The organism is Pseudoalteromonas sp. P1-26 (assembly GCF_001401795.1).
GTDB lineage: Bacteria > Pseudomonadota > Gammaproteobacteria > Enterobacterales > Alteromonadaceae > Pseudoalteromonas.
Genome location: NZ_LKDX01000027.1, coordinates 10,690 through 33,887, shown reverse-complemented (window position 1 = coordinate 33,887; position 23,198 = coordinate 10,690). Strand labels below are relative to the sequence as shown.

Sequence of the window (23,198 nt, the reverse complement as noted above, 5' to 3'; positions counted from 1 at the left end):
TCACCTTGATCAATTTAGTTGGCAAAAAAACTTTTAATTTTAGGAAGTTGTTTTGCTATTGCGTTATCAACGAGTGATGGAAATGCGCCGTTAATACGGGCAAATAATGTTTCTGGAAAACCAATAAAACGACGACGTTTTTTTGATTTAATTAAATCTATTAATGCATCAGCCACTTTTTCTGGCGGATCCATGGTGTTACCCAGCTCTTTATTCATCGCGCGCACTTGTGGCGAGTTAATTGCGGTGTCAGTTGCACGAGGCGCTAAATACAATACTTTCACATCGCTGTGGCTGAGCTCTCTGGCAAGAGCTTCGGTCATCCCTCTTAGGCCAAACTTGCTAGCGCAGTACAAGGTTTGATACGGATAGCCAATGCTGCCAAACGATGAACCAATATTGACAATCGTGCCTTTATTGCGGGTTACTTGTGGTAAAAATAACTGGCACAATTTAATGGGCACATGCAGGTTAATATTTAACAGGTGATCAATTTGCTGCTCGCTGATTTCAGTAAAGCCCTGCATCACATTAACACCCGCGTTATTAACAAGTAGCCTTGCCCCACCAATTTGCTGAGCAAACTTAGCAAGTTCATCGCGAGATTCACTGTTACTTAGGTCAGCCTGAAAATACTCAGCATCATTGCCACATTCCAATTGCAGTGCAGCAAGTTGCTTCACATTTCGACCAACGAGTAATAAACGCCAACCTTCTTTTGCAAGGCGAAGGGCAATAGCACGGCCGATCCCCCCTGTTGCACCGGTTAGCACACAAACTGGGCTACTCATGCGCTTTGCTCCAAGTCAGCCTCGCTAAAGAAAGGCTCGATATCGAGGTCACGGAAAATATTGCCGTATAGTTTGTAAAAACATTTAGCGGCATGAATGATGGCTTGCTGGTCGTCTTCGTTGTCTATTTTGTTCATCAGTGATTCGAAGAACTTAACGTGTTCAATATCCAGTGCACCGTGCGAAGTAAGGTAGGTAAACGCCTTTTTAGGCAAACCTACAACCTCACGGATTTGCCCTGCTGCATTATCGGCTAATGCAATCGAAGTGCCTTCAAGCACATGAACCATGCCAAAGAATGCCAAAGGGTTACCGCGATTAATTGTATCGTAGGCGTACGACACCATTAATTCGGTCGAAAACTGTGGACGAGAATCGCGCACTAGCTCTTTATCAAAACCGCATGCTGCAATATCGTTTAGCACCCATTCTTGGTGGCCTAACTCTTCTTCGATGTATTCTGCAACGGCTTCGCGCAACCACTCTTGTTTATCGCTCAGCTTTGCACCGACTGCCATTAGCAGTGGCACTGTGTGTTTAACATGGTGATAAGCTTGCGTTAAGAACGATGCATACTCACTCAGGCTTACTTCACCTTTAAAAACGCGGCTAATAATTGGCGCAGCTAAAAGGTAGTCGCGCTCTTTCTGTGTTTCGGCTTGTAATGTATTGAAAAATTGACTCATGCTCGTCGCCTCTTGATAAAGTGCAGAAATCTCTGCAGCAAAAAATTGATTGATAACATCGCGTTTTGGGCGATTATTGCTGGTTAATAAACCTTGCGTGTGGCTCATAGGCTCTGCCATTCGATGCCACTTTCTGATCTGTGCGTATTCGGGTAATTGCGCGTTTTGTGCCCTAATATGGGCAGCAAGTTCAGCGTCACTCATCGCTTGGTTTGCATAGATAAGTGCGGCTAGAAATGCCTGACCTTCGCCAATCACCACCGCTTGTTGTACCTGGCTGTGGCTAAGCAATAACGACTCTGGCCACTCAGCACTGATATTGCGACCAAAGCTGGTGATAAGTTGGTTTTTCAAACGGCCTTGTATAACCAAGCGACCTGCTTGCTCAGTAACGAGATCGCCAGTTGCATACCAATAGTCAGCATTTTGTGCAGCTTGACCTAAATAGCCCAAAAACAATGAACCCTTGATATAAAGCTGACCATTTTCAATTTTGTATTGAATGTGCTTAAGCACTCGCCCTGCGGTGTCGATATCATCATCATCGCGAGTGTTTAAGCTCACTACCGATGACGATTCAGACAAACCATAGCCTTGATAAACGGGTAAACCGAGCTCACGGGCTTGCTTAATAAGCGCTTGGCTTACAACAGCACCACCTACTGCAATAAACTTTAAGCTTTTAGGTGCTTCCCAGCCTTGCTTTGCAAAAGCCACTAAACAAGTCAGTAGCTCAGGCACTAAAATAAGAGTATTTGGCTCAGTACGTTCAATTGCGGCTATTAATTTATGTGGTTCAAGTAACTGTGCACCTGAAAAGCCAAGTTCAGCTAAAGGCACTAAATTAACCGTACCTCCCGCTAATAGCGGCGCATACACACCGGCTAAATTCTCAAGCAAGACCGGTAGTGGCAGTAAACACAAATGGTTTGGTTTTTCTAAACCAATGCTTTGATAAAGTGATGTTGCCACCTGCAATTGGCTTTCAAGCGATAAACACACGCCTTTTGGTGTGCCTGTTGAGCCCGACGTAAAGGTGATCTTTTGCGTGTTTGCAAAATATGGCACAGGCTGTGTATTACTCAATTGGTAAACATATAAAGGGTAATGCTTACATACATCCACTAACGCCACTAATTTAGCATGCTCGCCTTCGTAAGCGCGGTCGCATACAAATAGCCCTGCTCCGCTATTTTGCAAACCAAACGCTATTTGCTGAGCCGTAAAAAACGTTGGTAGCGGAATTGCCACTCTTTTAAGTTCGCTAAGCGCAGCTTCTAATACACACCAAGCAGGTGTGTTATCTAATTGATAAGCCACACCTTGGGCATCAAATTCTGCCAAAGTAGGTAGTAAACGAGTTACTTGCTCAGTAAATTCTTGTTTAGTTAGTGAGCGCACACCATCGCTTTTGTGGCAAACCATTAAGGTATCGCTATCTTTATGTGGTAATTGTGTCAACCAACTCATAACACCTCCAAAAATACAGCAAGCTCACGCGATGACTGCAAACACTGCTGTTTGATATTGAATAAAACTGGGGTGTTTAGTACACGTTGATGTGCTTCGTTTAGATCAACCACACAAATGGTTGGTTGATTGTCGTAATAGCTACCCCAGCTTGCTGGATCTTGAAGTGCTTGTGCATTGGCAACACCGATTTCTTTGCAATTCACACCCAGCATTTTTAATAGCGCTCTCACTTTGCGGGTTGCGCAAAACACTAAATATTTTGCTCCTACTTGATAGAGCGCTTCGTTCATTAAAACAAAATGTGCCAAGGTGGCTTTTCGATGCGTTGAGCATAAATTACCGAGCTCAAAAATGTGCTCACGCTTGGCACCAACAAAGTGCTCAATAGACGCAGGGAGGTATTGTTCAATAAACAAAGGTTGTGATGCAGAGCGAAGGCCTAACGTACATAATTCATCATCAATATTAAGCTCACAAAGAAGCGGCATGAACTGCGAAATTTTCGCGTCATAGGCTGCAGCAAAACCTTGCTTAATATTACGCTCAAGGCGGTCACGTAATTGACCTCCTTCACGCGTGCAAACAAAGGCAGGCTCTTGAACTTGAGTTTGATGTGATTGTTGAACTGAAAGCATAATTGTTCGCTCCACTTAGGTTATGTGTAAAATTTATCGAGCGAAACTTAAATAAAACTTAAGAAAAATTAATTTTTATAAATATTTTTCAACCTCATGAAATTAGATGATTTTATTTTCATTAAAAACAAAAATGCCAGTCTGTTAGACTGGCATTTTAATACTTAAATTAACGTTAAACTTAGATTACTTAACGATAGTCATCTCTTTAAGTAGGTTTTGAGCATTATCAACTTTATCCATCACCCACAACATGTATCGTGAATCAACGTGAATTGAGCGATTTAAGTTTTCATCGTAATCCCAGTCACCAATAATGCTTTCGTACACACCATCAAACAACAAACCAACGAGCTCAGCATTGCCGTTTAACGTTGGAGAGCCTGAGTTACCACCTGTGGTATCTACATTAGATAAAAAGTTAACCGGAACCGTATTCATACCGCCTGTGTAATCGCCATAAAGCTTTTGCTTAATTAACTCGTTTTGTTTCTCTGGTGAGTTAAATGGTTCAACACCGGTGTTTTTAGCAAGTAGTCCTTCTAAAGATGTAAAGGGGGTTGCCACTAAGCCATCTTGCGGTGAATAGCCGCCTACCGTACCGTAAGTTACACGCAGGGTGCTGTTAGCATCAGCATAAACTGGCTTATTAAGTGCCTTGTTATAAGCGATGATTGCTTCCATTAATGCAGGGCGAGCAGCTTGCTGTTTACCAGCTAGTTCTTTTTTAGCATCTTCAATATCTTTTGTGACCGCAAAGATTGCATGCGCATACTGAATAAATGGATCGCTACTTTGCTTTAACTGAGCAAGGTCAAGGCCTGCCATCCATAAACGTTTGCTTTCATCTGCAAGAACCGATTTAGCATACATGTCATCAAGCAAGGCTTTCTGCTTTTGTTTATCAAAACCGTTAGTTAGACCAAGCGCTTTATCAACCTCTGCAACTCGTTCGTCTTTAGGTAATGAAGCATATTGCTCAATAAAGTACAGTAAAATAGCTTTATCAACGGCTTCATCATAACGACGGCTCATGCTTTTTAAACGAGACTCGATACGTGGCATATCACGCTCTTGATAACCGCTTTCACGCTCAGCATCTGGCTTTTGTTTTTCGTAAGCTAAACGGTATAAACGTCGAGCAGTTGCGATCATTTGTGAGCGGTGTACGTAACCTAACATACGGTCGCGCTGGTTATGCTCTTGCGACTGTGCAACTAGCGCAGATAAATCAGCAAGTACATGCCCGTATTTGGCTTTGCGCTTACTATCTTCGTTGATCCACGCAGTGAGATCTTTTTCGAATTGTTGCTTACGGCTATACATTGACCCTTTATTGAAACTCTCAATCATTGAGCCATAGTTTTTAATGTAGTTGTTGTAGCCCGCAATCGTGCTTTCATAAGCGATACGTGCCTCTGAGCCTTCAGGCGCATTTTCTTCAATTAACGAGACATATTTAGAGTTATATTTACGCGCTAATGGGTAAGCTGTGTTAAACACGTAATCAACTTCAGGCGAAATACGGTAACGGTTTGTGCTGCCCGGATAACCAGTAACCATCACAAAATCGCCTTCTTGAACGCCTTTAGCGCTTACTTTTAAAAACGCATCACTTTGGTACGGCACGTTATCTTCTGAATATTCAGCTGGCTTGCCATCTTTGCCAACATACGCGCGATAGAACGAGAAATCACCCGTGTGACGCGGCCACATCCAATTGTCGATATCTCCGCCGTATTTACCTACGCCCATAGCGGGAGCATACGCTAAACGTACATCTTTAATTTCTAGCGATTTAATAAGGTAATATTCAAGACCACCATGGAAAGTATACACATTACAGCGGTAGCTCTTGTCTTGCTCACACTCACTAACAAGCGCTTTTTCATTTGCTTGAATAGCATCAAAACGTGCTTTACCGGTTAGCTTTTCAGTCCCTTTATTTACTTTATCTGTAACGTCGGTTACTTGCTCTGTTACAAAAACACGAGAACCAGGCGCAGCAGGGACTTCTTCGCCCGTTGTTTTAGCTAAAAAGCCATTTTCTAAAATATTGTTTTCGGTGGTCGAGTTATATTGAATCGAACCATAGGCACAGTGATGATTTGTGACAACTAAGCCTTTTGGTGAAACAAACGAAGCAGTACAACCACCAAGGCTAATTACCGCGTTCATCGGGAACTCTGTTAATTTTGAAATTGACTCTACATCAATGCTTAAGCCTTTCGCTTTTAACACTGATTCAAGCTCTGGTAACTGGTGAGGTTGCCACATGCCTTCGTCGGCAACAGCAACATTTGCTACAGCGAGACCCACTGCAGCAGCAATAAATTTAAAACGCATAGTCGTCCTTTATATTATTATGTTTATCATTTTTAGCGCTCGTATCATTATCATTGTGAAAATGAATAGCAATATTTTGCGACCGCTAATGTCAAAATTTGTAAACCATTTTAGGTTCATGAACCTAATATTTAGACTCATAAACCACGGCATTGTGGCCATGTAAGCTTTCTTGGTGTTCAACCTTAAATTGGTAATCAGCAATGCTCGGCATGGTTTCGAAGCACTGCTTCAATCGCCTTGCTGCATCTTCGCAAAACAGTAAGTTTTTTGCGTTAAGGGCAGCAAATGCTTGTTCATCTTCACGCTTTACGGCGGTTTGGACTGGGGTGCCTATGGCTTGCTCACATACTGTGATAAAGCCGCTAATATCAGGTAGCTTTTCACTACTAAAAGTGACATCAATATAAGCATAAGAGCGCTGGCTATGGGGAGTTGCAATTGAGCCCTGTTCACTTGCAAGCCAATTGAGTAAAGATGCTTTATCTATATGCTCATCACTAAATTGCTTATCGACTGCTTCGCTCAAAAGCTGCCTCGATAATGCCGCTGAACACGGGCAGGTGCTACTGTAGGCAATATCGACTTTTAAGTTTATGGTGAGCGATTGCTGCTTAGTAATCGTTAAAACGACAGGGTAAGCATTGTATCCGGCATGGTCGCTAAGTAGCGCTGGTTTTAGCTCGTGTAAATCAAAATGCAGCACCAGTTTTGCGCCTTTACTTAAGCCTTTTTGTGATGCTAAAACAGCCTCCATAAACTCATTAACACGCTGAGTCGTTAAACTTTGTTTAGCCAGTAGCTGATTAAGTAGTAAATAAAGACGCGACATATGAATGCCTTTAGCATTGCTATCAAGGCTAACGAACACATCAGCTTTGGCATTCAGGTGCACATCAACATGAGTTTGTGCAAGCTTCAAAGGCAATGCTATTTTTTCCATACCAACCCATTTTAAAGGCGACTGAAAATCTACATTAGAGTGCGAGGTAATATCGGGTAATTGCATATCAACTTCTTTTAACGATTGAATGTTAAGGCCATAGCGGCCTTTTTGTGCGGGGTTACGTGCTGCTCATCAAAGACACACTCACCATTAACAAAGGTATGTGTGATTCGATTTGAAAAAGTGGTGCCATTAAATGGCGTCCATTGGCATAAATAATGTGTGTTTGTATGCACAACGTGCTTTTCTGCGTTTGGGTCAACCAGGACTAAATCAGCAAAATAACCTTCTCTGATAAACCCCCGCTCTTCGATAGCAAATCGCTTTGCCACGTTATGCGCTGTTTTTTCAACGACTTGCTCAAGGCTCAACGCACCACGTTTTACCTGCTCAAGTAACGATAGTAATGCATGTTCAACTAGAGGGAGGCCAGCTGGTGCAGCGCTGTATTGTTGCTGCTTTTCTTGCCAAGTATGAGGGGCATGATCGGTGGCAATAATATCAATGCGACCATCGCGTACTGCTGCGAGTAGCGCTTGGCGGTCTTGCTCTGATTTTATGGCGGGGTTACATTTAATTTGATTGCCATAGTTTGCGTAATCGTCTTGGTTAAACCACAAATGATGTACGCAAGCTTCGGCGGTTATGTGCTTTTGCTCTATGGGTGCGTTACTAAATAGTTCTAGCTCTTTTGCTGTTGTTAGGTGTAAAACATGCAGCTGTGAACCATAACGTTTTGCCAGCGACACGGCATACGATGATGATGCATAACACGCTAACTCATCACGAATTAACGGGTGATGTTCTATTTGTAACTCGCCATAACGTTTTTCTATACGGCGCTGATTTTGTTGAATAACCTCCCCTTGCTCGCAATGAGTGGCAATGAGTACTGGGCTTTCCCGAAAAATGGCTTCAAGGGCATGAGGGTGTTCAACTAGTAAATCGCCTGTTGATGCTCCCATAAACACTTTAACGCCACATACCTTTTTGGCATCAAGAGCCTTAATTTCATCGAGGTTGTCTGGGGTCGCGCCAAAGTAAAACGCATAATTCGCAGCGCTCGTTTGCGCTGCTATCGCGTATTTATCAGCAAGTGCTTTTGCCGTGGTAGTCGAAGGTGAAACATTGGGCATTTCCATAAAGCTTGTAATGCCACCGGCCACTGCTGCGGCAGATTCACTGGCAATCGTGCCTTTGTGGGTAAGGCCAGGCTCTCTAAAATGAACTTGATCGTCGATCATGCCTGGTAATAGCAACAAACCGCTTGCATCAATTACTTCATCATTGGCCTTAGCACTAATACCTTTGGCAATTTCAGCGATTCGATTGCCCACAATTCGTACATCGTTTATTTCGCGCTGCCCTTCATTAACGACGCAGGCGTGTTTAATTATGATAGCCATATGACTCCTTGCTTATTCAGCAACATTTGCAACTTATCGTAAAAAAATGCACTCCATGGCAAGATTGATTGCAGAATAGATTGTTACAATATAACATATCACAAAGTTCTTATTTGGACACTGTTATGAGTCAAAAAGATCAATTGGGTCGGGCTATTTAAGCTGTAAAGTTATAAGTGGCTTTCCGATCTTAGAGAATTTTAACGGCTTATCGCAGCCAATAATCACCTTATCGCAACGTATGAGGTCAATTGTAATAAGACACAGTATGCTGGGCTCATTGATCACATGGTGATACCTGCCTCATATAAGTGCTTTTTTAGCATCTTTTTGTAATCCGTTTTAACCGCTATGCAAATCAAGAGCTTATAAAACGTATGTGCAAGGTTATATCGACACAATTTAATTTTAAAAATGACAAGAGAAAAACTATGAAACACCTAATCGCAACCGCGATCAGTTCTGCGCTGTTACTCACAGCCTGTTCAGAACCGCAAACAACAACATCAACGCCTAAATCAGAGCAATCAGCACCTGTTGCTGCAAAAGAGCAAGCTAACCCACTGTTTGTGAAAAGCGTATTACAATACGAAACGCCTGATTTCAGTGCGATTAAAGATGAACATTTCATGCCGGCATTTAATAAAGGCATGTCTGAGCAAATGGCTGAAGTGCAAGCTATTATCAACAATCCAGCAAAGCCTGATTTTGCCAATACAATTGTTGCGCTTGAGAAAAGTGGTGAGCTATTAACACGCACACGCAGTATTTTTTATAACTTAGCGGGTACGGATTCAAACCCGGCACGTCGTGAATTACAAAAAGAATTAGCGCCAAAACTAGCTGCTCATAACGACAATATTTTCTTAAATAAAGCACTCTTTGAGAAAGTAGCGGCTATTCACAGCGAAGCTGACAGCCTTGCCTTAACTGCTGAAGAAAAGCGTTTATTAGACGTTTACTACAAACGTTTTGTGCGTGCTGGGGCAAAATTAAGTGCAGAGCAAAAACAACAAATTCGTGATATCAATACGAAGCACTCAAGCTTAACAACTCAGTTTTCACAAAACTTATTAGCGCTGACTAAAACAAATGTTGTTTTAGTGGATGACAAATCAGAGCTTGAGGGCTTACCAGCAGGTCAAATTGAGCAGCTTGCCAATGCCGCAGCAGAGGCTGGCCATCCAGGCAAATACCTAATTAAGATCACAAACACCACGCGTCAGCCTATTCTGGCAACACTGAAAAACCGTGATTTACGTGAAAAAGTATGGCGTGCATCGGCTGAGCGTGCATTATCGGGCGAAAATAGTAACCGTGATATCGTGGCAGAACTTGCTCAGTTACGTGCTCAAAAAGCGAAACTATTAGGTTACGACAGCTGGGCTGATTTTGGTTTAGAGTCACAAATGGCGAAAAAACCACAAGCTGTATTTGATATGTTTGCGAGTATGATCCCTGCATTAATGCAGAACGTCAACGCTGAAGCGGCGGCTATTCAAGCTAAAATTGATGAATCAGGTGAACAATTTAAATTGCAGCCATGGGATTGGTTATTCTACGCAGAGCAAGTGCGTAAAGATAAATACAACCTTGACGAAAATGCTGTGAAAGAATATTTCGAGTTCAACCGCGTTTTAGAAGACGGCGTATTCTTCACTATGAACCGTTTATACGGCATCACCTTTAAACCACGTAACGATATTCCGGTTTACCACCCTGATGTAAAAGCCTATGAGTTATTTGATGAAAATGGAAAGAGCTTAGCCATTTTCTTTGCTGACTACTTTGCTCGTGAAGGTAAGCGTGGCGGTGCATGGATGAGCTCATTCGTTAAACAATCTGGCCTTAAAGAACAAAAGCCAGTTGTCGTAAACGTTATGAACATTCAAAAAGGCGCGAATGGCGAACCTACGCTTATCAGCTATGATGAAGCGACAACGATTTTCCACGAGCTGGGTCATGGCTTACACGGCATGTTCTCAAACGTGAAGTACCCGACTCTATCTGGCACCTCAGTATCACGTGACTTCGTTGAGTTCCCATCAACTTTTGAAGAAGATTGGGCAATGTACCCTGAAGTTATCGCTAACTATGCAAAACACCATAAAACTGGCGAGCCAATTCCTGATGAGCTACTGAAAAAAGTAATTCAATCACGTAGCTTCAACCAAGGTTTTGATACTCTAGAATACGTTGCAGCTGCATTACTTGATATGGAATGGCATTCACTTTCTGCTGATGCACCATTACAAGACATTGAAAAGTTTGAGCAACAAGCGCTTGCAAAACATGGTGTTGATGTACCATTTGTACCACCTCGCTATAAATCTGCGTTCTTCTCACACTCAATGGGCGGCGGTTACTCAGCGGGTTACTATGCTTACATGTGGAGTGAAATCTTAGCGGCAGACGCCTTTGCTTATGTTCAAGAGCAAGGTGGTTTAACTCGCCAAATGGGTGATAAATACCGCAAAGAAATTTTAGAAGTCGGTAACTCGCGTGACCTAATGGAATCGTACAAAGCATTCCGTGGTCAAGAGCCAGACACGTCAGCGCTATTAAAACGCCGCGGCCTAAAAGCAACGGTTCAATAGCTTACCTTGAGCTTTAAGCTCTAAGCTGTAAGTCAGAAATGTGGGGTTGTCGAGTGTTTATAACCCCACAACGATAGTAAAAGGAGCTGTCAGCTATCAGCGGTCAGACGCGCGAAACAAGTTTCACGCCTACAAAAAGGCGCTAGGTTCTAGGTGTTAGGTTCTAGGACGCGATGTAAACTCGCTGCTACCTCACATTTCGAAACTCGCTAACTTTCTCCTCGCTAACTTTCTCCTCGCTAACTTTCTCCTCGCTAACTTTCTCCTCGCTAACTTTCCCCTCGCTAACTTTACTCTCGCTAACTTTACTCTCGCTAACTTTACTCTCGCTAACTTTACTCTCGCTAACTTTACTCTCGCTAACTTAAAAACAAAAAAGCCCTTACAGCGAACTGTAAGGGCTTTGTTATCACTATTTAAAAGTCTTATTTACGTTTACGGCGACGGCCGATAAGCGCTAGTGGTGCAAGTAGTAGTGTTAAGAAACCAAAGCTACCGTTGCTAGATTTAGTTACTTTCTTCTCTTCTACTGGCTCAGCTTCGTTAGTTACGGCAACAGTGAACTGCTCTGATACAGAGTCTGTACCATCGCTTACTGTTACTTCAAATACCAACTCGTCATCGCTTGAGATAGCACCTGGCGTGAAGCCTAGAGTTGCAGTGTCAGCACCTGTAAGTGTTGCTGTTGTGCCGCTTAGTTGCGTCCAGGTGTAGCTTAGCGTGTCATCACTGTTACGGTCTGACGCTGTTGCCGTTAATGTGCCTGAAGCAGACTCAGAAACAGACTCATCACCCGATACAGAAAGTAATGGTAGTGCGTTATCACATGCTAATGCATCACCAGCAATTACGTTTGAGAAGATTGGTGACGTTACATTGCTAACAGTTACGTTATCAATCCACCAACCGAACTCACGTACTGCACTGTCTGATGACATACGGAAACGTAATTTTGCACGGTTACCGTTTAGTTCAGTACCGAAACGAATTGTTTCGTAGTTACCATAAACACCGTTACCATCAACATTGTTACCTGTGAAGGTATCGCGATCTTGTAGTGCTTGCGCATCATTTTCGATTAGTGGGCCATCGTAACCAACATCAAATGTGCCGCCCATTTCAGTAACATCTACCCAGTTACCACCGTTTACGCTGATCTCTACAACACCACCATCCCATTCGTTTTCGATTAGGTAGAAGTGCCAGAATGAAACTTCAAAATCACCAGCAAAACCGATATCAAACTCTCTTGATTCAACCGCAACATCTGACTGGAAGTCATTGTTGTTTAGGTACATGGTTTGCTCGCCAAGACCGAAGCCAAAGCTGTTGAAGAAGTTAACATTACCGCCAGTTGCCATGCTTTGTGTGCCAACAGCTAAGTCATCACCCGTCATTACGTTTTCTTTCCAGTCACGTAATGAAGCGCCTGCTACTTCCATATCGTCAGCAGTTTGTGAGCTAACTGGTGCTTTATCTTCAAAGTCCATGTTCACAAGATAAGATACTGTATCGCTTGCTGCTTCAACAATCTCGTCATCTGCAGAAAGCTCTGGGAATGACACTTCGATTTCAAGTGTATCAGCAGTGCCTGCATCATTTAGTGTAAACGTGATAGGTGCGCTTGTTTGTGAAGCGTAAGGAGTTGTATCGTCAAAAGTGATTAAACCATCATTTTCGAACGTTACATCGTGACCACTAACAACCGTTAGCTGTGCTTGAGTACCAGTTAGTACTTCACTACCTGTGTTCATGATGCTAACTGTTAACGTGCCTGTTTCACCTTTGTCTAGCACGTTATCGTTTGAACAATAACCTAGCTCTGCACCGTTGTAGTTTGGATCCATTGCCACATCTTTGAATGTGAAGCTAGCAAGTTTCATTTTGTCTGATTCAACAACACCTGTTAAATCTTCGCTGAAACGCTCTGGCGCTTTAGCACCTAAGCCCATACCACGCTTAGCAAATGCACCTAAGATTAGTTTGTAATCTTCTGGGTCAACTGCGTACGCAGCAGCCAAGATAGCATCACGTGCTTCTGTGTATAGCGGAGCAACTGGAGTTAGCTTGTAACCAGCAACTAAGTAGTTAGCCATACGGTTTTGAGCTTCTTCAAAGCCGTGCTCGTTGATAAGTGCTACATAGCTTTCCCAAAGCATAGTTGCCCAAATTTCACCTGCTGCGTGTGGTGAACCAACATTAGTTGGAGCAATACCTACATCAGCACCTTCATTTTCAGTAATGTGGCGGAAAGACAGCGGGTTTACTTCCATATTGGTTGAATATGGAACACGACGAATACCATAGTAGAAATCTTCTACGAATGTACCGCTACCGTAGGCTTTTTGGAACTTGTCGTTACCTGGGATGTTAATATCATCAGCTTTAGCAATGAACATCAATGAGTGGAAATCACCCCAACCTTCGCCCATCGCACGGCCTTGGAAGTTGATAAGACCTGATGAGTTACCCACTAAACGGTTACTGATATAGTGACCCCATTCGTGAGCAATAATACCGTTATCTAGCGTACCGTCTTTTAACGTTGCTTTGTTGAACATATTAACAGTAACTGTGTCGCCTGCAGCGATACCATCGTAAAGTGCGTGACCGTCAGCATAGTTCAGACCCATGTTAGGAATGATAACTGCATCATCTTCACCGCCCATTGGCGCTGGCTCATCTGTATCTGGGTTGTTGTTTACAACGATAGCACCAATTGCACCCGCTTCTTGAGCGTGTAGTACTTTTGCTGTGAAGTTACAAGAACCACGATCGACTAGCGCAATTTTACCAGCTAGTTCTGCTGCATTTGTTGCAGGTTCACAGCCGTCTGTTACGCTACCAGAATCTACGTCATTGCCGTCAACTAAACGAACAACTTCGCCTGCGATATCAGCAAATTGCATTTGACCAAAGCCAGATACTTTAGAAGACTCAAGTAGACCAATTGTTTCATCTGATGTTACAACCACACCGAAATCTACACCCACTTTCGCATCTTTCGAGTTGTATAAGTACATTTGCATACGTGGGCTTGCACCGTCAGCAGGTGTTGCCATATTAGCGTTATTTAAACCGCTATTATCTTGCGCTTGTGCTTCGATTGGGTCGCCTTCTACACCACCACGACCGTAGTTAGATACTTGAGCAACATTTGATGTTTCGTCAAAACCATGGTCATAGAAGAAATCGTGTAAGAAGTTGTTCATGTAGAACAAGTTAACAATTGCCGCTTTACGGTTGTCGTAGCTGTTTGCTACTTGATCAGCTTGGTAAGGGTAATCGAATGTGTAATCTGATGTAGTTTCAGCAGTGAAGTCACCTTCTGTGTAACCTTGAGGTGCAATTACATCAGCATAAGCAAATACGTTGTTACCTGATGTTGTTGTAGCGTCATCAGCAAGCCACGGATCCATCGTGCTTAGTTTTTTGTAGTAAGACAGGCTTACAAGTGGTGCATCTAGGATTTCAGTTTCATCAATTTGATCTGGACCATCAGCTGGGATCACGTCACCGTGTGGACCTTCCCACGGGTAACCATCTTCGTCAGCCCATACACGGTAGTTAAAGTCTGCCGCGTGTGCTTTTAAGTCTTTCTTGAAATAAACTTTGCTGTTTTGCGCGCCAATAACGTAGCTGAAGTAATCGCTTTCTAGGCTGTTTTTGTCAGCAACTTCTACTTCAACATAGTATGCAGACTGCAGCTCACCCGCTACTTCAAAGAATACTTTCTTAGCACGAGGCTGACCTAATACAACTTTGTCACCACTTTGGTTAGACACAGTGTACTTAACATAGTCACCTTGCTCAGTTGATTTAGTTAACGACACATTGATGTCAGCAAGTTCTTTAATCGCACGTTTAATGCTTTGCTCAGCACCAACAAACTCAGCAAGTGGCGCGAACGACTGCGTTGCATTTGAACTTGTGTTAGCGAAATAACCAGAACCAGCAACTAGGTTATATTCTTTATCCATGATCAGGTTGTATTCACGGTTGAATACTTCAATGTCATGAACTTTTTGCTTGTATTTAGCTGTAATTGAACCAAGCTTTTGCTCAGATAAATCTGCTAATACAGCGCTTGATACACCTTTTTTAGCTGTGCTAACACCTGTTAAGGCATTTAAATAAAAATCTGCAGCGTAAGCATTACGTTGCTCAGGAAGCACCATTGCCATATCAGGCTTAGCTTGACCTACTGCATTCCATAGGAAAGTAGCTTTACCTAATTGCGCATCGAAAATAGATTTGTGACCCGATACAGTGCGACGCTCAGCTAATGCACGTTGCTGAGATACTTGAGGATTAAATTGTACTTGAGAGCTAACGCTTGAAGCATTATAAAAGCGAGTTTGTTCACTTGCCTGTACTTGAGATGATGCCAAGATAGCCGTTACCATGGTAGCAACTGCTGTTACTTTAAATTGAGACATTCCTTACGTTCCCTATTGTTATATTTTTATTTTCGGTTAACAATCATAACCGCGGCCAATGTACCCAATATGGCAATTAAAAAACAGAATTAATTGTAAACAAAAGTAACAAATAAGCAGGAACATAATGAACCAAACAATTAAGATACAAGCACTTACACTAGCATTAGTACTAGTATCAGGCTGTCAAAAAAATGAAATAAGCGAGCAAAATACAACACAGCAGCCAACAACCATTTCACAAAAAGAACAAGTTTCAGTTAAAGATGTTAAAAAAGCTGTCGAAATCAACAAGCAAAAATCGACGAACGCTTTTAGTAATAATGGCGAAAAAATTACCTTTGATGCACCGACTTTAACCAAGGGCACAGAAGTCTTTAATCACGCAATGCAAGAGCGCGGAATCGCAACGGGTGCAATTTACTTAACGCTAAAAGAAAACAGCTTACCAGTAGCGCTTAGCAGTCAATATACGCTGAAAAAAATGACCAACAAAAGCTATCGCTACCTTGCTGAAAAAGACACTGATTTATTAAAAGTGCAAAACGCTTTTAAACAAAATGCCAATGTCGATATTGTTGAAATTAAAGTTGATTATTCACCGATAAAAGATGTGATGTAGTAGAAAAGCTGTCAGCCTTCAGCTATCAGCCGTCAGACGCGCGAAACAAGTTTCACGCCTACTTGTAGCAGCGGGTTTATCCCGCGTCATCAGGTTCTGGGGGCTAGGCCCTAGGTTCTAGGACGCGATGTAAAATCGCTGCTACCTCGAACCTCGCTAACTTACTACTCCACCACAAAATCAAAATAGGTGGCGGGATATGCTTGCGGTTGGTAGGTAAAATGCCACCATTCCATTGAATAAGGAGCAAAACCGGCCTCTGTCATCAGGCTTTTTAATTTGTATCGATTGGCTTTTTGCTCTGCACTAATGCGCGGGTCCTCGGTATTAGAAAGAGTGTCGAACATATCAAACGGTGAGCCCATGTCGAGCTCTTTACCTTTCGCATCTACTAAGGTTAAATCAATCGTTGAACCACGGCTGTGACCCGATTTAGCGGCGATGTAATCACCAAGCAGCTTGTCTTTGCCTAAGTTTGGATAAAACTCAGCTTTAGTGCGGGTATCTTCTAAATCGTTAACCCAACGCACAAAGTGATCAACGGCGCGCTGCGGACGATAACAATCAAATATTTTTAAGCTCAGACCTTGGATTTGCGCTGCTATTTGCACATTTTTAAGAGCCTTAGCAGCACTGTTGTGCAATAAACATTTAGGTGCGTTGTAACCATCAACTGGTTTGCCAACAAAGTTATGATGACCAAAATAACGGATATCTAACACGGCATTAGGTAGCAAAGAACCTACATCCACAAATTCGCTACGTTTATCATCGCTACGTTTATCATCGCTACGTTTATCATCGCTAGGGTTTGCACAAGCAGCACTTGCACTCATAAGCGCAATACCTAACAGAGAAGTAGATTTAGTTAAACGAGCCAACAAAGTGAATGCCATTTTGATTTTCCATAAATAACTTAATAGCATCCACTATTGCACATTAAATAACTTATTCCAAGATTGAAAGCTCAGAAACTGGAGCAAGATCTTGGCTATATGTGGCATCGACAACTGAGCGGTTACGCCCTGTTTTTTTAGCTTGATATAAAGCTTGATCAGCAAGCTTAAATACTTCATCAATGTTTAATTGCTCAATTGGCCAGCCTGAAATACCAATCGATACATTAATGCAGCCAACGGGGTCTATGTAGCTTTCTGACACCCGCATACGCAAACGCTCAGCCAGTTGATACGCACGTTTTGCTTCAACTCTTGGCATGATCACAATGAATTCTTCACCACCTGTACGAGCAACCACATCACTATCGCGAGTGACATCTAACAAAATTTTAGCCAACGACTGCAGTACCACATCACCAATGTCATGACCAAACTCATCGTTTACCCGTTTAAAATGGTCGATGTCGATAGCCAATACAGCAAAAGGACAACGCTGAGCTATCAAATGGCTAATTTGCATATCAAGGCTTCGGCGATTATGAAGGCAAGTGAGGGGATCAGTTTGCGCTTCTTGACGCAATAGCCCTATTTTACTTTGTAATAGCCCTACCCCTTTTAACATGGCTTTTCTGAGTTCATTACTTTCAAAATACCATGAGCGAATTTGTGTCAGCTCAAGTGACGTTGAAGGGCGATCTAAAGTATTTGCAGTTTCGGCTAACTGCCTCAAAGGCTGAGCAATTAAACGTGCTAATACCCAAATGAATATAAAAGTCAGCAAACCAATTGGGGCAGTTTTTACAAACACTTGCCACATTAAATTATCAAGCGGAGCAAGTGTGTTTTCGAGTGGGCGCTGAGTGACGACCCCCCAAGAAGCGACCGTCATAGGTGCGTAGCCTGCAAGCATCTCAACGCCTTTGCTGTTGGTAACAAGCTGTGTGCCGGCGTTTCCTTTTAATACCTCTTCAATTACTTTGTTATCAAACACTTGCTCTCCAATACGGCTTTTATCTGGGTGATACAGTAAGCGATGATTTTCATCAACCACATACAAATAAGAGCCGTCTTGATAGTAATGAACTTGCAGCAGTTCATTTAAAATACTGGTACGTTTTAAGTATAAGGTGCCGCCTACATAACCAATAAAATTACTTTGTTTGTCGAATAAAGGCTGCGATATAAAGATCAGTAAATTGCCCGCCATCGAAATATACGGCTCGCTGATCATTGGGGTGCGATACGATAAAGCGGCTTTAGTGCCAAAGCTATCTACTTTACGGTTTTGTAGCTTCAATGACTTTGGAGAAACCCCTAGAATATCACCCTGCGCATTAACAATAATGGTCGAATTAAAACTATTAGTTTGTAGCCTTAGTCGGTCTGCCTCAGCATTAATTAAGCCTTGATTATTAAAATCGTCTTCAAGAATTTTTCCAACATAAGCAAGCTGTTGCTGAGCATTAAGTAAAAAATTATCGGTCGCTGACACCAACTTAGCGGCGTATGCTTTATGATTATTAAGGGTTTTATCTATTAGTTGTTGCTTTTGAACTTGGTAGCTCGAGTAATAACTATTTAGAAAGGTTATAAGCGTTGCTGAAAACGCTAACACTAAAATTAAGCGGCGTAGATTTAAACCACGACTAAGACTATTAAGCACGATACTTCTCACATACAGGCCCAAAGTCCATATTGGGAATATCTAATACCTTTATACTAGCAAGATGTTCTGTGTACCTCTATAAAACTTTTGTCATAATTTGATTTAGCGCAAACAAATGAGTGCAATTACTCTAATTAATTAAAGTAACTCTGTTTAATAACTTCAGCTACCAAGCACTCGTTAAACATGAACGGCATCAAAACCACTTACCAACAACCCTCGTTATTTAACATGTTGAATTTAATAAACTATAAAGCTTAGTTCTGTTAAAAGAACAGCTAACAAATAGGATTTCTATTGTTTAAAAAGCAGCTTGCTTTGATGTAATAATTTATTACACTGTAAAAACAAAACAACAATAAAGTTTTCCTATGCGTCAACACTGTGCTGAAATCATCAACAAACTCCCTTCACATCGCCTCATGGCGTTAGATGTAATGCGGGGCTTGACTATTACTGCCATGATATTAGTGAATAACCCAGGTAGTTGGGGAGCGATGTATTGGCCTTTGAAACATGCACAGTGGCATGGCTGGACACCTACCGATTTAATTTTTCCGTTTTTTATTTTTATTGTCGGCATGTCTATCACGCTTTCAGTAAATAGCTTGCGTACTAAAGGGGTCAGTGATCAACAAATACTAAAAGCGGGGGTTATTCGCACCATTAAACTCATTGCCCTCGGTTGGTTTTTAGCCTTGTTTTATTACAACTTTCGAGACCCTTCTTTTAGCTGGCTTGATGACAAGTTATTGCAGCTGCGTGTGTTGGGTGTGCTGCAACGTATAGGTTTGGTGTATTTAATTGCTCTGTGTTGTTTTCTCTATTTATCGCCTAAGAAAATAGCCATTACTTGCATCGCTCTTTTATTGTTTTATGGCGCCGCCATGCTTTATATCCCTTATACCTTGCCAAACGGCAAGGTAGTGAGTGGCTTATGGTTACATGGCAATAACTTAAGTGCCTTTATAGATAATGCCGTACTTGGTAGTCATCACCTGTATTATGCCAATGCTAAGCCACTGCCATTTGACCCTGAAGGACTGTTCTCAACACTGCCTGCCATTGCAAGTGCGCTTAGCGGTATCTTGGCTGCGGTTTATTTAACTAAGCAAACCGACCTTAAAAAACAAGCCCGTACACTTATCTTTCTGGGCACATTAGCTGTTCTTGCCGGCTATGCTATTTCGCCATTAACGCCTATCAATAAAGCCTTATGGACACCGAGCTATATGCTACTCAGCTCAGGGCTGGCAGCGATTTTCTATGCACTGTGCAGTGCTATTTTAGATATTTATAAGCTGCGCAGCTGGGGCGCTCCGTTTATTGTATTTGGTGCGAATGCAATATTATTTTTTATATTCGCAGGCGTGTTTGCACGGCTATTAATTATGATCCCGCTCGGCGATAGCAGTTTAAAAGGCTATATTTATGGCCTAATACAATTAGTGTTCAGCAATGATTACCTCGCTTCTTTTAGCTTTTCACTGCTGTTTTTAGTGGTGTCTTATGGGGTGATGTACAGCTGCTACCGCAAAGGCATTTTTTGGAAAGTGTAAGCTTTAAAAATAGATGAGCCAGTCAGCAACTGGCTCATCAAATTAGCAATTAAGCCCTGTTATATTGCATGGCTTTGTTTATCGAGTAGATACAAAATAGACTGGTAGCTAATGCCACTGTGTTCAGTTAAACCAATTTCGCAACTACGGCTATTAGACACGCCACGACTACAGTTTTTTGGTACTTGTTGTTTAAGGGTTTTTAACGCGTTGCCATTGAGCGCTGGCAAGTTAAAACCCTTATCACCGGCAAAACCACAGCACTCAATATCAGCTGGAATAATCACCTCATTACTACATGCCTTGGCAAGTGATACTAGGCTTTGCTCTTTACCTAATCGCTTAGAACTACAAGTAACATGGAGCATTACCGGCTCATTCACTGGCGTTACTTGTAAATTAGGCAGTAAATGCTGGGCAGCAAAATCAGCACTTTCATAAATTGTGAGTGCCGTATTTTGCGCGGCATTTAGAGTAGTAAGGGCACAAGGGCTGGCATCAAAAACAATGGGGTATTGGCCATTATTTGAAAGCGCCTCAAGCTCAGTAAGTAACTGCTCACTTTTGTTTTTAGACTCTTTATTAAAGCCTTTACTAGCAAATGGCATACCGCAGCAAAGTGAATCGGCTTGTTGCGGAAGTAGCACTTCATAGCCTGCTTTGGCAGCGAGAGAATAGATAACATCAAGTAGTGGGCGCTTATCATCAGCAAGTTTATCGGCCGCAAAAATTCGGCTTGCGCAGCTTGGCATATACACCAATTTTTTCGCTTGTTGGGATTGGTGAAGTTTTCTATTAATTGGCTGCTCAGCCCTTGGCCACGCCGAGTAATACAGCGGTATACCAAGCAACTTATTAGCAGGTTTACTCAGGCTTCTAAGGTTACTGCTGCCGATTGCATTTTCAAGCACCTGCATCACGGTTAAACCAAACCGTGCACCCGTAGCAACAACCGCAAAATGCTTACTAGCAAAGCGTGATAATGACCGCGCAACCTTGTTTGATGAGGCTTTCTCTGCTCTGAGTGATTTTATAAATTCGCCCGTGTTTATCCCCACTGGGCATTTAAGACCACAAAGACCCGTTGCCGCGCACGAATCAATACCAAGGTATTTAAAGTCAGCCTCAATAACACTGAGCTTTTGATTTAACTTCTGTTTGCTTGCTACATCTTCGGTTGTAAGTAATTGATTGTGCAGCTCTGTGCGGTGTCGCCATAAAGTAATACGCTGCCTCGGTGTTAAGGTAAGCCCTTTTGATGGGCAAACAACTTCGCAAAAGCCACATTCAATACAGGTATCGATAATATCATCACTTTTTGGCATGACTTTTAAATGCTGAGTGTGAGCATTTTTGTCGTGATTAATAATAACCCCAGGGTTAAGAATATTTTGTTTATCGAATAAAGCTTTAAGCGCAACCATCACCGCAAAGCCATCGTCTCCCCATTCGGTAGCAACAAACGGCGCCATGTTACGCCCAGTGCCATGCTCAGCTTTTAATGACCCTTTTAGTTCAACCGCCACTAAGTTCGCCACATCAGCCATAAATTGTTCGTATCGGCTTACTTGCTCTGGTGTATCAAAAGCTTGGGTGAATACAAAATGCAGATTTCCGGCAAGCGCATGCCCAAAAATAATGGCTTCATCATAACCATATTTAATAAATAATTGATGCAGCGCATTCACGCCCTCAGCTAATTTATCAAGAGCAAAGGCAACATCTTCAATAATTACAGTGGTGCCAGTTTCGCGCACTGCGCCAACCGCAGGAAAGGTGCCCTTACGGATATTCCAAAGTGCCGCATTACGGGCGCTGTCTGCTGAAAACTCAATCGCTGCCAGTTGACTTTGCTTAAACTCAGCAAGAAGTTGCTCGGTGACCTTTGTGAGCGCATCGAGAGCCTGAGCATTTTCAGCTCTTAACTCAATTAGCAGTGCCGCTGATTGCTCAGGGTAGCTAGCCACCTCTTTTGGCATTATAGCGTGTTCAGACACCGACATCAGAGCACGTTTATCGAGTAGTTCAACGGCCGCAACATCAAGCTCACTAAGCCTTTGTACCAGCTCACACACCTTGCTGATATCGTCAAAAATAAAGAAACCTGTGTGTTTGTACTTATGCTCAACCACGGTGTGGTAGGTGATATCGGCGATAAAAGCTAACGTACCCTCAGAGCCAATAATGAGGTGCTTAATGATTTCGATTGGATCAGAAAAATCCAGCAGTGCATTTAAACCATAGCCCGTGGTATTTTTTAAACGGTATTTATGGGCGATACGCTCACTCAAATCGGGGTTTTGCTTTACGCTATCAACCAGGTTCATTAGCTCATCAACCCAAGGGCTATGACTTTGCAAAAAGGCATTACAGCTTTGGCTATCAGCCGTATTAAGCACTGTGCCATCGGCAAAAATGAGGGTCATATCTTTTACTGTATGGTAGCTGTTTTGCGCTACCCCACAACACATGCCCGATGAATTATTTGCCGCCATTCCGGCTATTTTGCAGCTATTAATTGAAGCGGGATCAGGGCCAATTTTTTTACCAAACGGGGCTAATACTTGATTTACTCGAGCACCGATGATTGCCGGTTGTAAGCGTATTGCCTCAGCGTCATCAAGGATTTCAAACTTGCTCCAACTATCGCAAAGTAAAACCAATACCGAGTCGGTAATTGCTTGCCCTGATAAACTCGTTCCAGCGGCGCGAAATGTGATGGGTACGTGTTGTTCGTTGGCGGCAATGATCACTTGCCTTGCTTGATTTTGATTGCTAACTAATACAATTAATTCAGGGATTAATCGATAAAAGCTGGCGTCTGTTCCGTACGCATAGCGGCGCGAGTAATCTTCTATTAATGCTGACTCTGGTAAAAAAGGTTTAATTTGCTGTTTAAATGCGTGTAATCGAGTTAAAGCCATCTCGCCCCCAGGCTTGTCATATTTACGCTGATGATTATGGAATATATTATTACTTTAAATTGTACTAAAAAGCGACCCATTAAATTGATAAATTATCAACTTGCCACGCTTTTAATAAGCATAAAGGTTTGGTTATTTAAGCCTGTTAGCCCTATTTGGTGATCTAACTTAGCTTTTTGCAGTCGAACTCAAAAACCGCTAGGGTAGCA

General features: G+C 42.4%; 13 protein-coding genes and 1 pseudogene. 3 read left to right on the top strand and 11 right to left on the bottom strand.

The window, feature by feature from the left end; genetic code table 11:
• Positions 1-14: 14 nt before the first annotated feature.
• The 7 genes and pseudogenes from AN394_RS13680 to AN394_RS13655 form a co-directional block, all read right to left on the bottom strand.
• Complete coding sequence (locus tag AN394_RS13680) at positions 15-791, bottom strand: SDR family oxidoreductase (RefSeq protein ID WP_055021780.1); 777 nt, start codon at positions 789-791, stop codon at positions 15-17.
• Entirely contained in the window at positions 788-1,477 is a 690-nt protein-coding gene (locus AN394_RS22170; protein ID WP_200910015.1) for a TenA family transcriptional regulator, read from the bottom strand. The genes AN394_RS13680 and AN394_RS22170 overlap by 4 nt, the downstream gene beginning before the upstream one ends.
• A 12-nt stretch (positions 1,478-1,489) precedes the next feature.
• Positions 1,490-2,947 (bottom strand): annotated as a pseudogene (locus AN394_RS13675) (AMP-binding protein); the annotation flags it as partial.
• The gene (locus tag AN394_RS13670) at positions 2,944-3,585 is read right to left on the bottom strand and encodes a thermostable hemolysin (RefSeq protein WP_055021779.1); all 642 of its coding nucleotides are present in this window, start codon (positions 3,583-3,585) and stop codon (positions 2,944-2,946) included. The gene AN394_RS13670 and the pseudogene AN394_RS13675, both read right to left, overlap by 4 nt.
• 186 nt (positions 3,586-3,771) lie before the next feature.
• Positions 3,772-5,931, bottom strand: coding sequence for a S46 family peptidase (locus tag AN394_RS13665; protein ID WP_055021778.1), 2,160 nt, complete (start codon positions 5,929-5,931; stop codon positions 3,772-3,774).
• A gap of 124 nt (positions 5,932-6,055) precedes the next feature.
• Positions 6,056-6,940 carry a GTP cyclohydrolase FolE2 gene (gene folE2, locus AN394_RS13660; RefSeq protein ID WP_055021777.1) on the bottom strand — a complete coding sequence of 295 codons (885 nt, stop codon included), beginning with the start codon at positions 6,938-6,940 and terminating at the stop codon, positions 6,056-6,058.
• Positions 6,941-6,951: 11 nt separating this feature from the next.
• Positions 6,952-8,283: a dihydroorotase gene (locus AN394_RS13655; protein ID WP_055021776.1), complete on the bottom strand. Its 1,332-nt coding sequence runs from the start codon at positions 8,281-8,283 to the stop codon at positions 6,952-6,954.
• A 431-nt stretch (positions 8,284-8,714) separates the two neighbouring features.
• Here AN394_RS13655 and AN394_RS13650 point away from each other — a divergent pair, with 431 nt between their 5' ends.
• Positions 8,715-10,880 carry a M3 family metallopeptidase gene (locus AN394_RS13650; protein ID WP_055021775.1) on the top strand — a complete coding sequence of 722 codons (2,166 nt, stop codon included), beginning with the start codon at positions 8,715-8,717 and terminating at the stop codon, positions 10,878-10,880.
• Positions 10,881-11,305: 425 nt separating this feature from the next.
• Here AN394_RS13650 and AN394_RS13645 read toward each other — a convergent pair whose 3' ends face one another.
• Complete coding sequence (locus tag AN394_RS13645) at positions 11,306-15,319, bottom strand: rhombosortase-dependent M36 family metallopeptidase (protein ID WP_055021774.1); 4,014 nt, start codon at positions 15,317-15,319, stop codon at positions 11,306-11,308.
• A gap of 127 nt (positions 15,320-15,446) precedes the next feature.
• Here AN394_RS13645 and AN394_RS13640 point away from each other — a divergent pair, with 127 nt between their 5' ends.
• Positions 15,447-15,941, top strand: coding sequence for a hypothetical protein (locus tag AN394_RS13640; protein ID WP_055021773.1), 495 nt, complete (start codon positions 15,447-15,449; stop codon positions 15,939-15,941).
• A 164-nt stretch (positions 15,942-16,105) separates the two neighbouring features.
• Here the strand turns inward: AN394_RS13640 and AN394_RS13635 are convergent, their stop codons facing one another.
• A complete protein-coding gene (locus AN394_RS13635) occupies positions 16,106-16,837 on the bottom strand; it encodes a M15 family metallopeptidase (protein WP_055021772.1) in 732 nt (243 codons plus the stop codon).
• A 52-nt stretch (positions 16,838-16,889) separates the two neighbouring features.
• The gene (locus AN394_RS13630) at positions 16,890-18,503 is read right to left on the bottom strand and encodes a sensor domain-containing diguanylate cyclase (protein WP_055021793.1); all 1,614 of its coding nucleotides are present in this window, start codon (positions 18,501-18,503) and stop codon (positions 16,890-16,892) included.
• Positions 18,504-18,877: 374 nt separating this feature from the next.
• On the opposite strand from AN394_RS13630, the gene AN394_RS13625 reads away from it, so the two are divergent.
• Positions 18,878-20,065 carry an acyltransferase family protein gene (locus tag AN394_RS13625; protein ID WP_055021771.1) on the top strand — a complete coding sequence of 396 codons (1,188 nt, stop codon included), beginning with the start codon at positions 18,878-18,880 and terminating at the stop codon, positions 20,063-20,065.
• Positions 20,066-20,124: 59 nt separating this feature from the next.
• On the opposite strand, the gene AN394_RS13620 is transcribed toward AN394_RS13625, so the two are convergent.
• Positions 20,125-22,989 carry an FAD-binding and (Fe-S)-binding domain-containing protein gene (locus AN394_RS13620; RefSeq protein ID WP_055021770.1) on the bottom strand — a complete coding sequence of 955 codons (2,865 nt, stop codon included), beginning with the start codon at positions 22,987-22,989 and terminating at the stop codon, positions 20,125-20,127.
• Between the last annotated feature and the right edge of the window lie 209 nt (positions 22,990-23,198).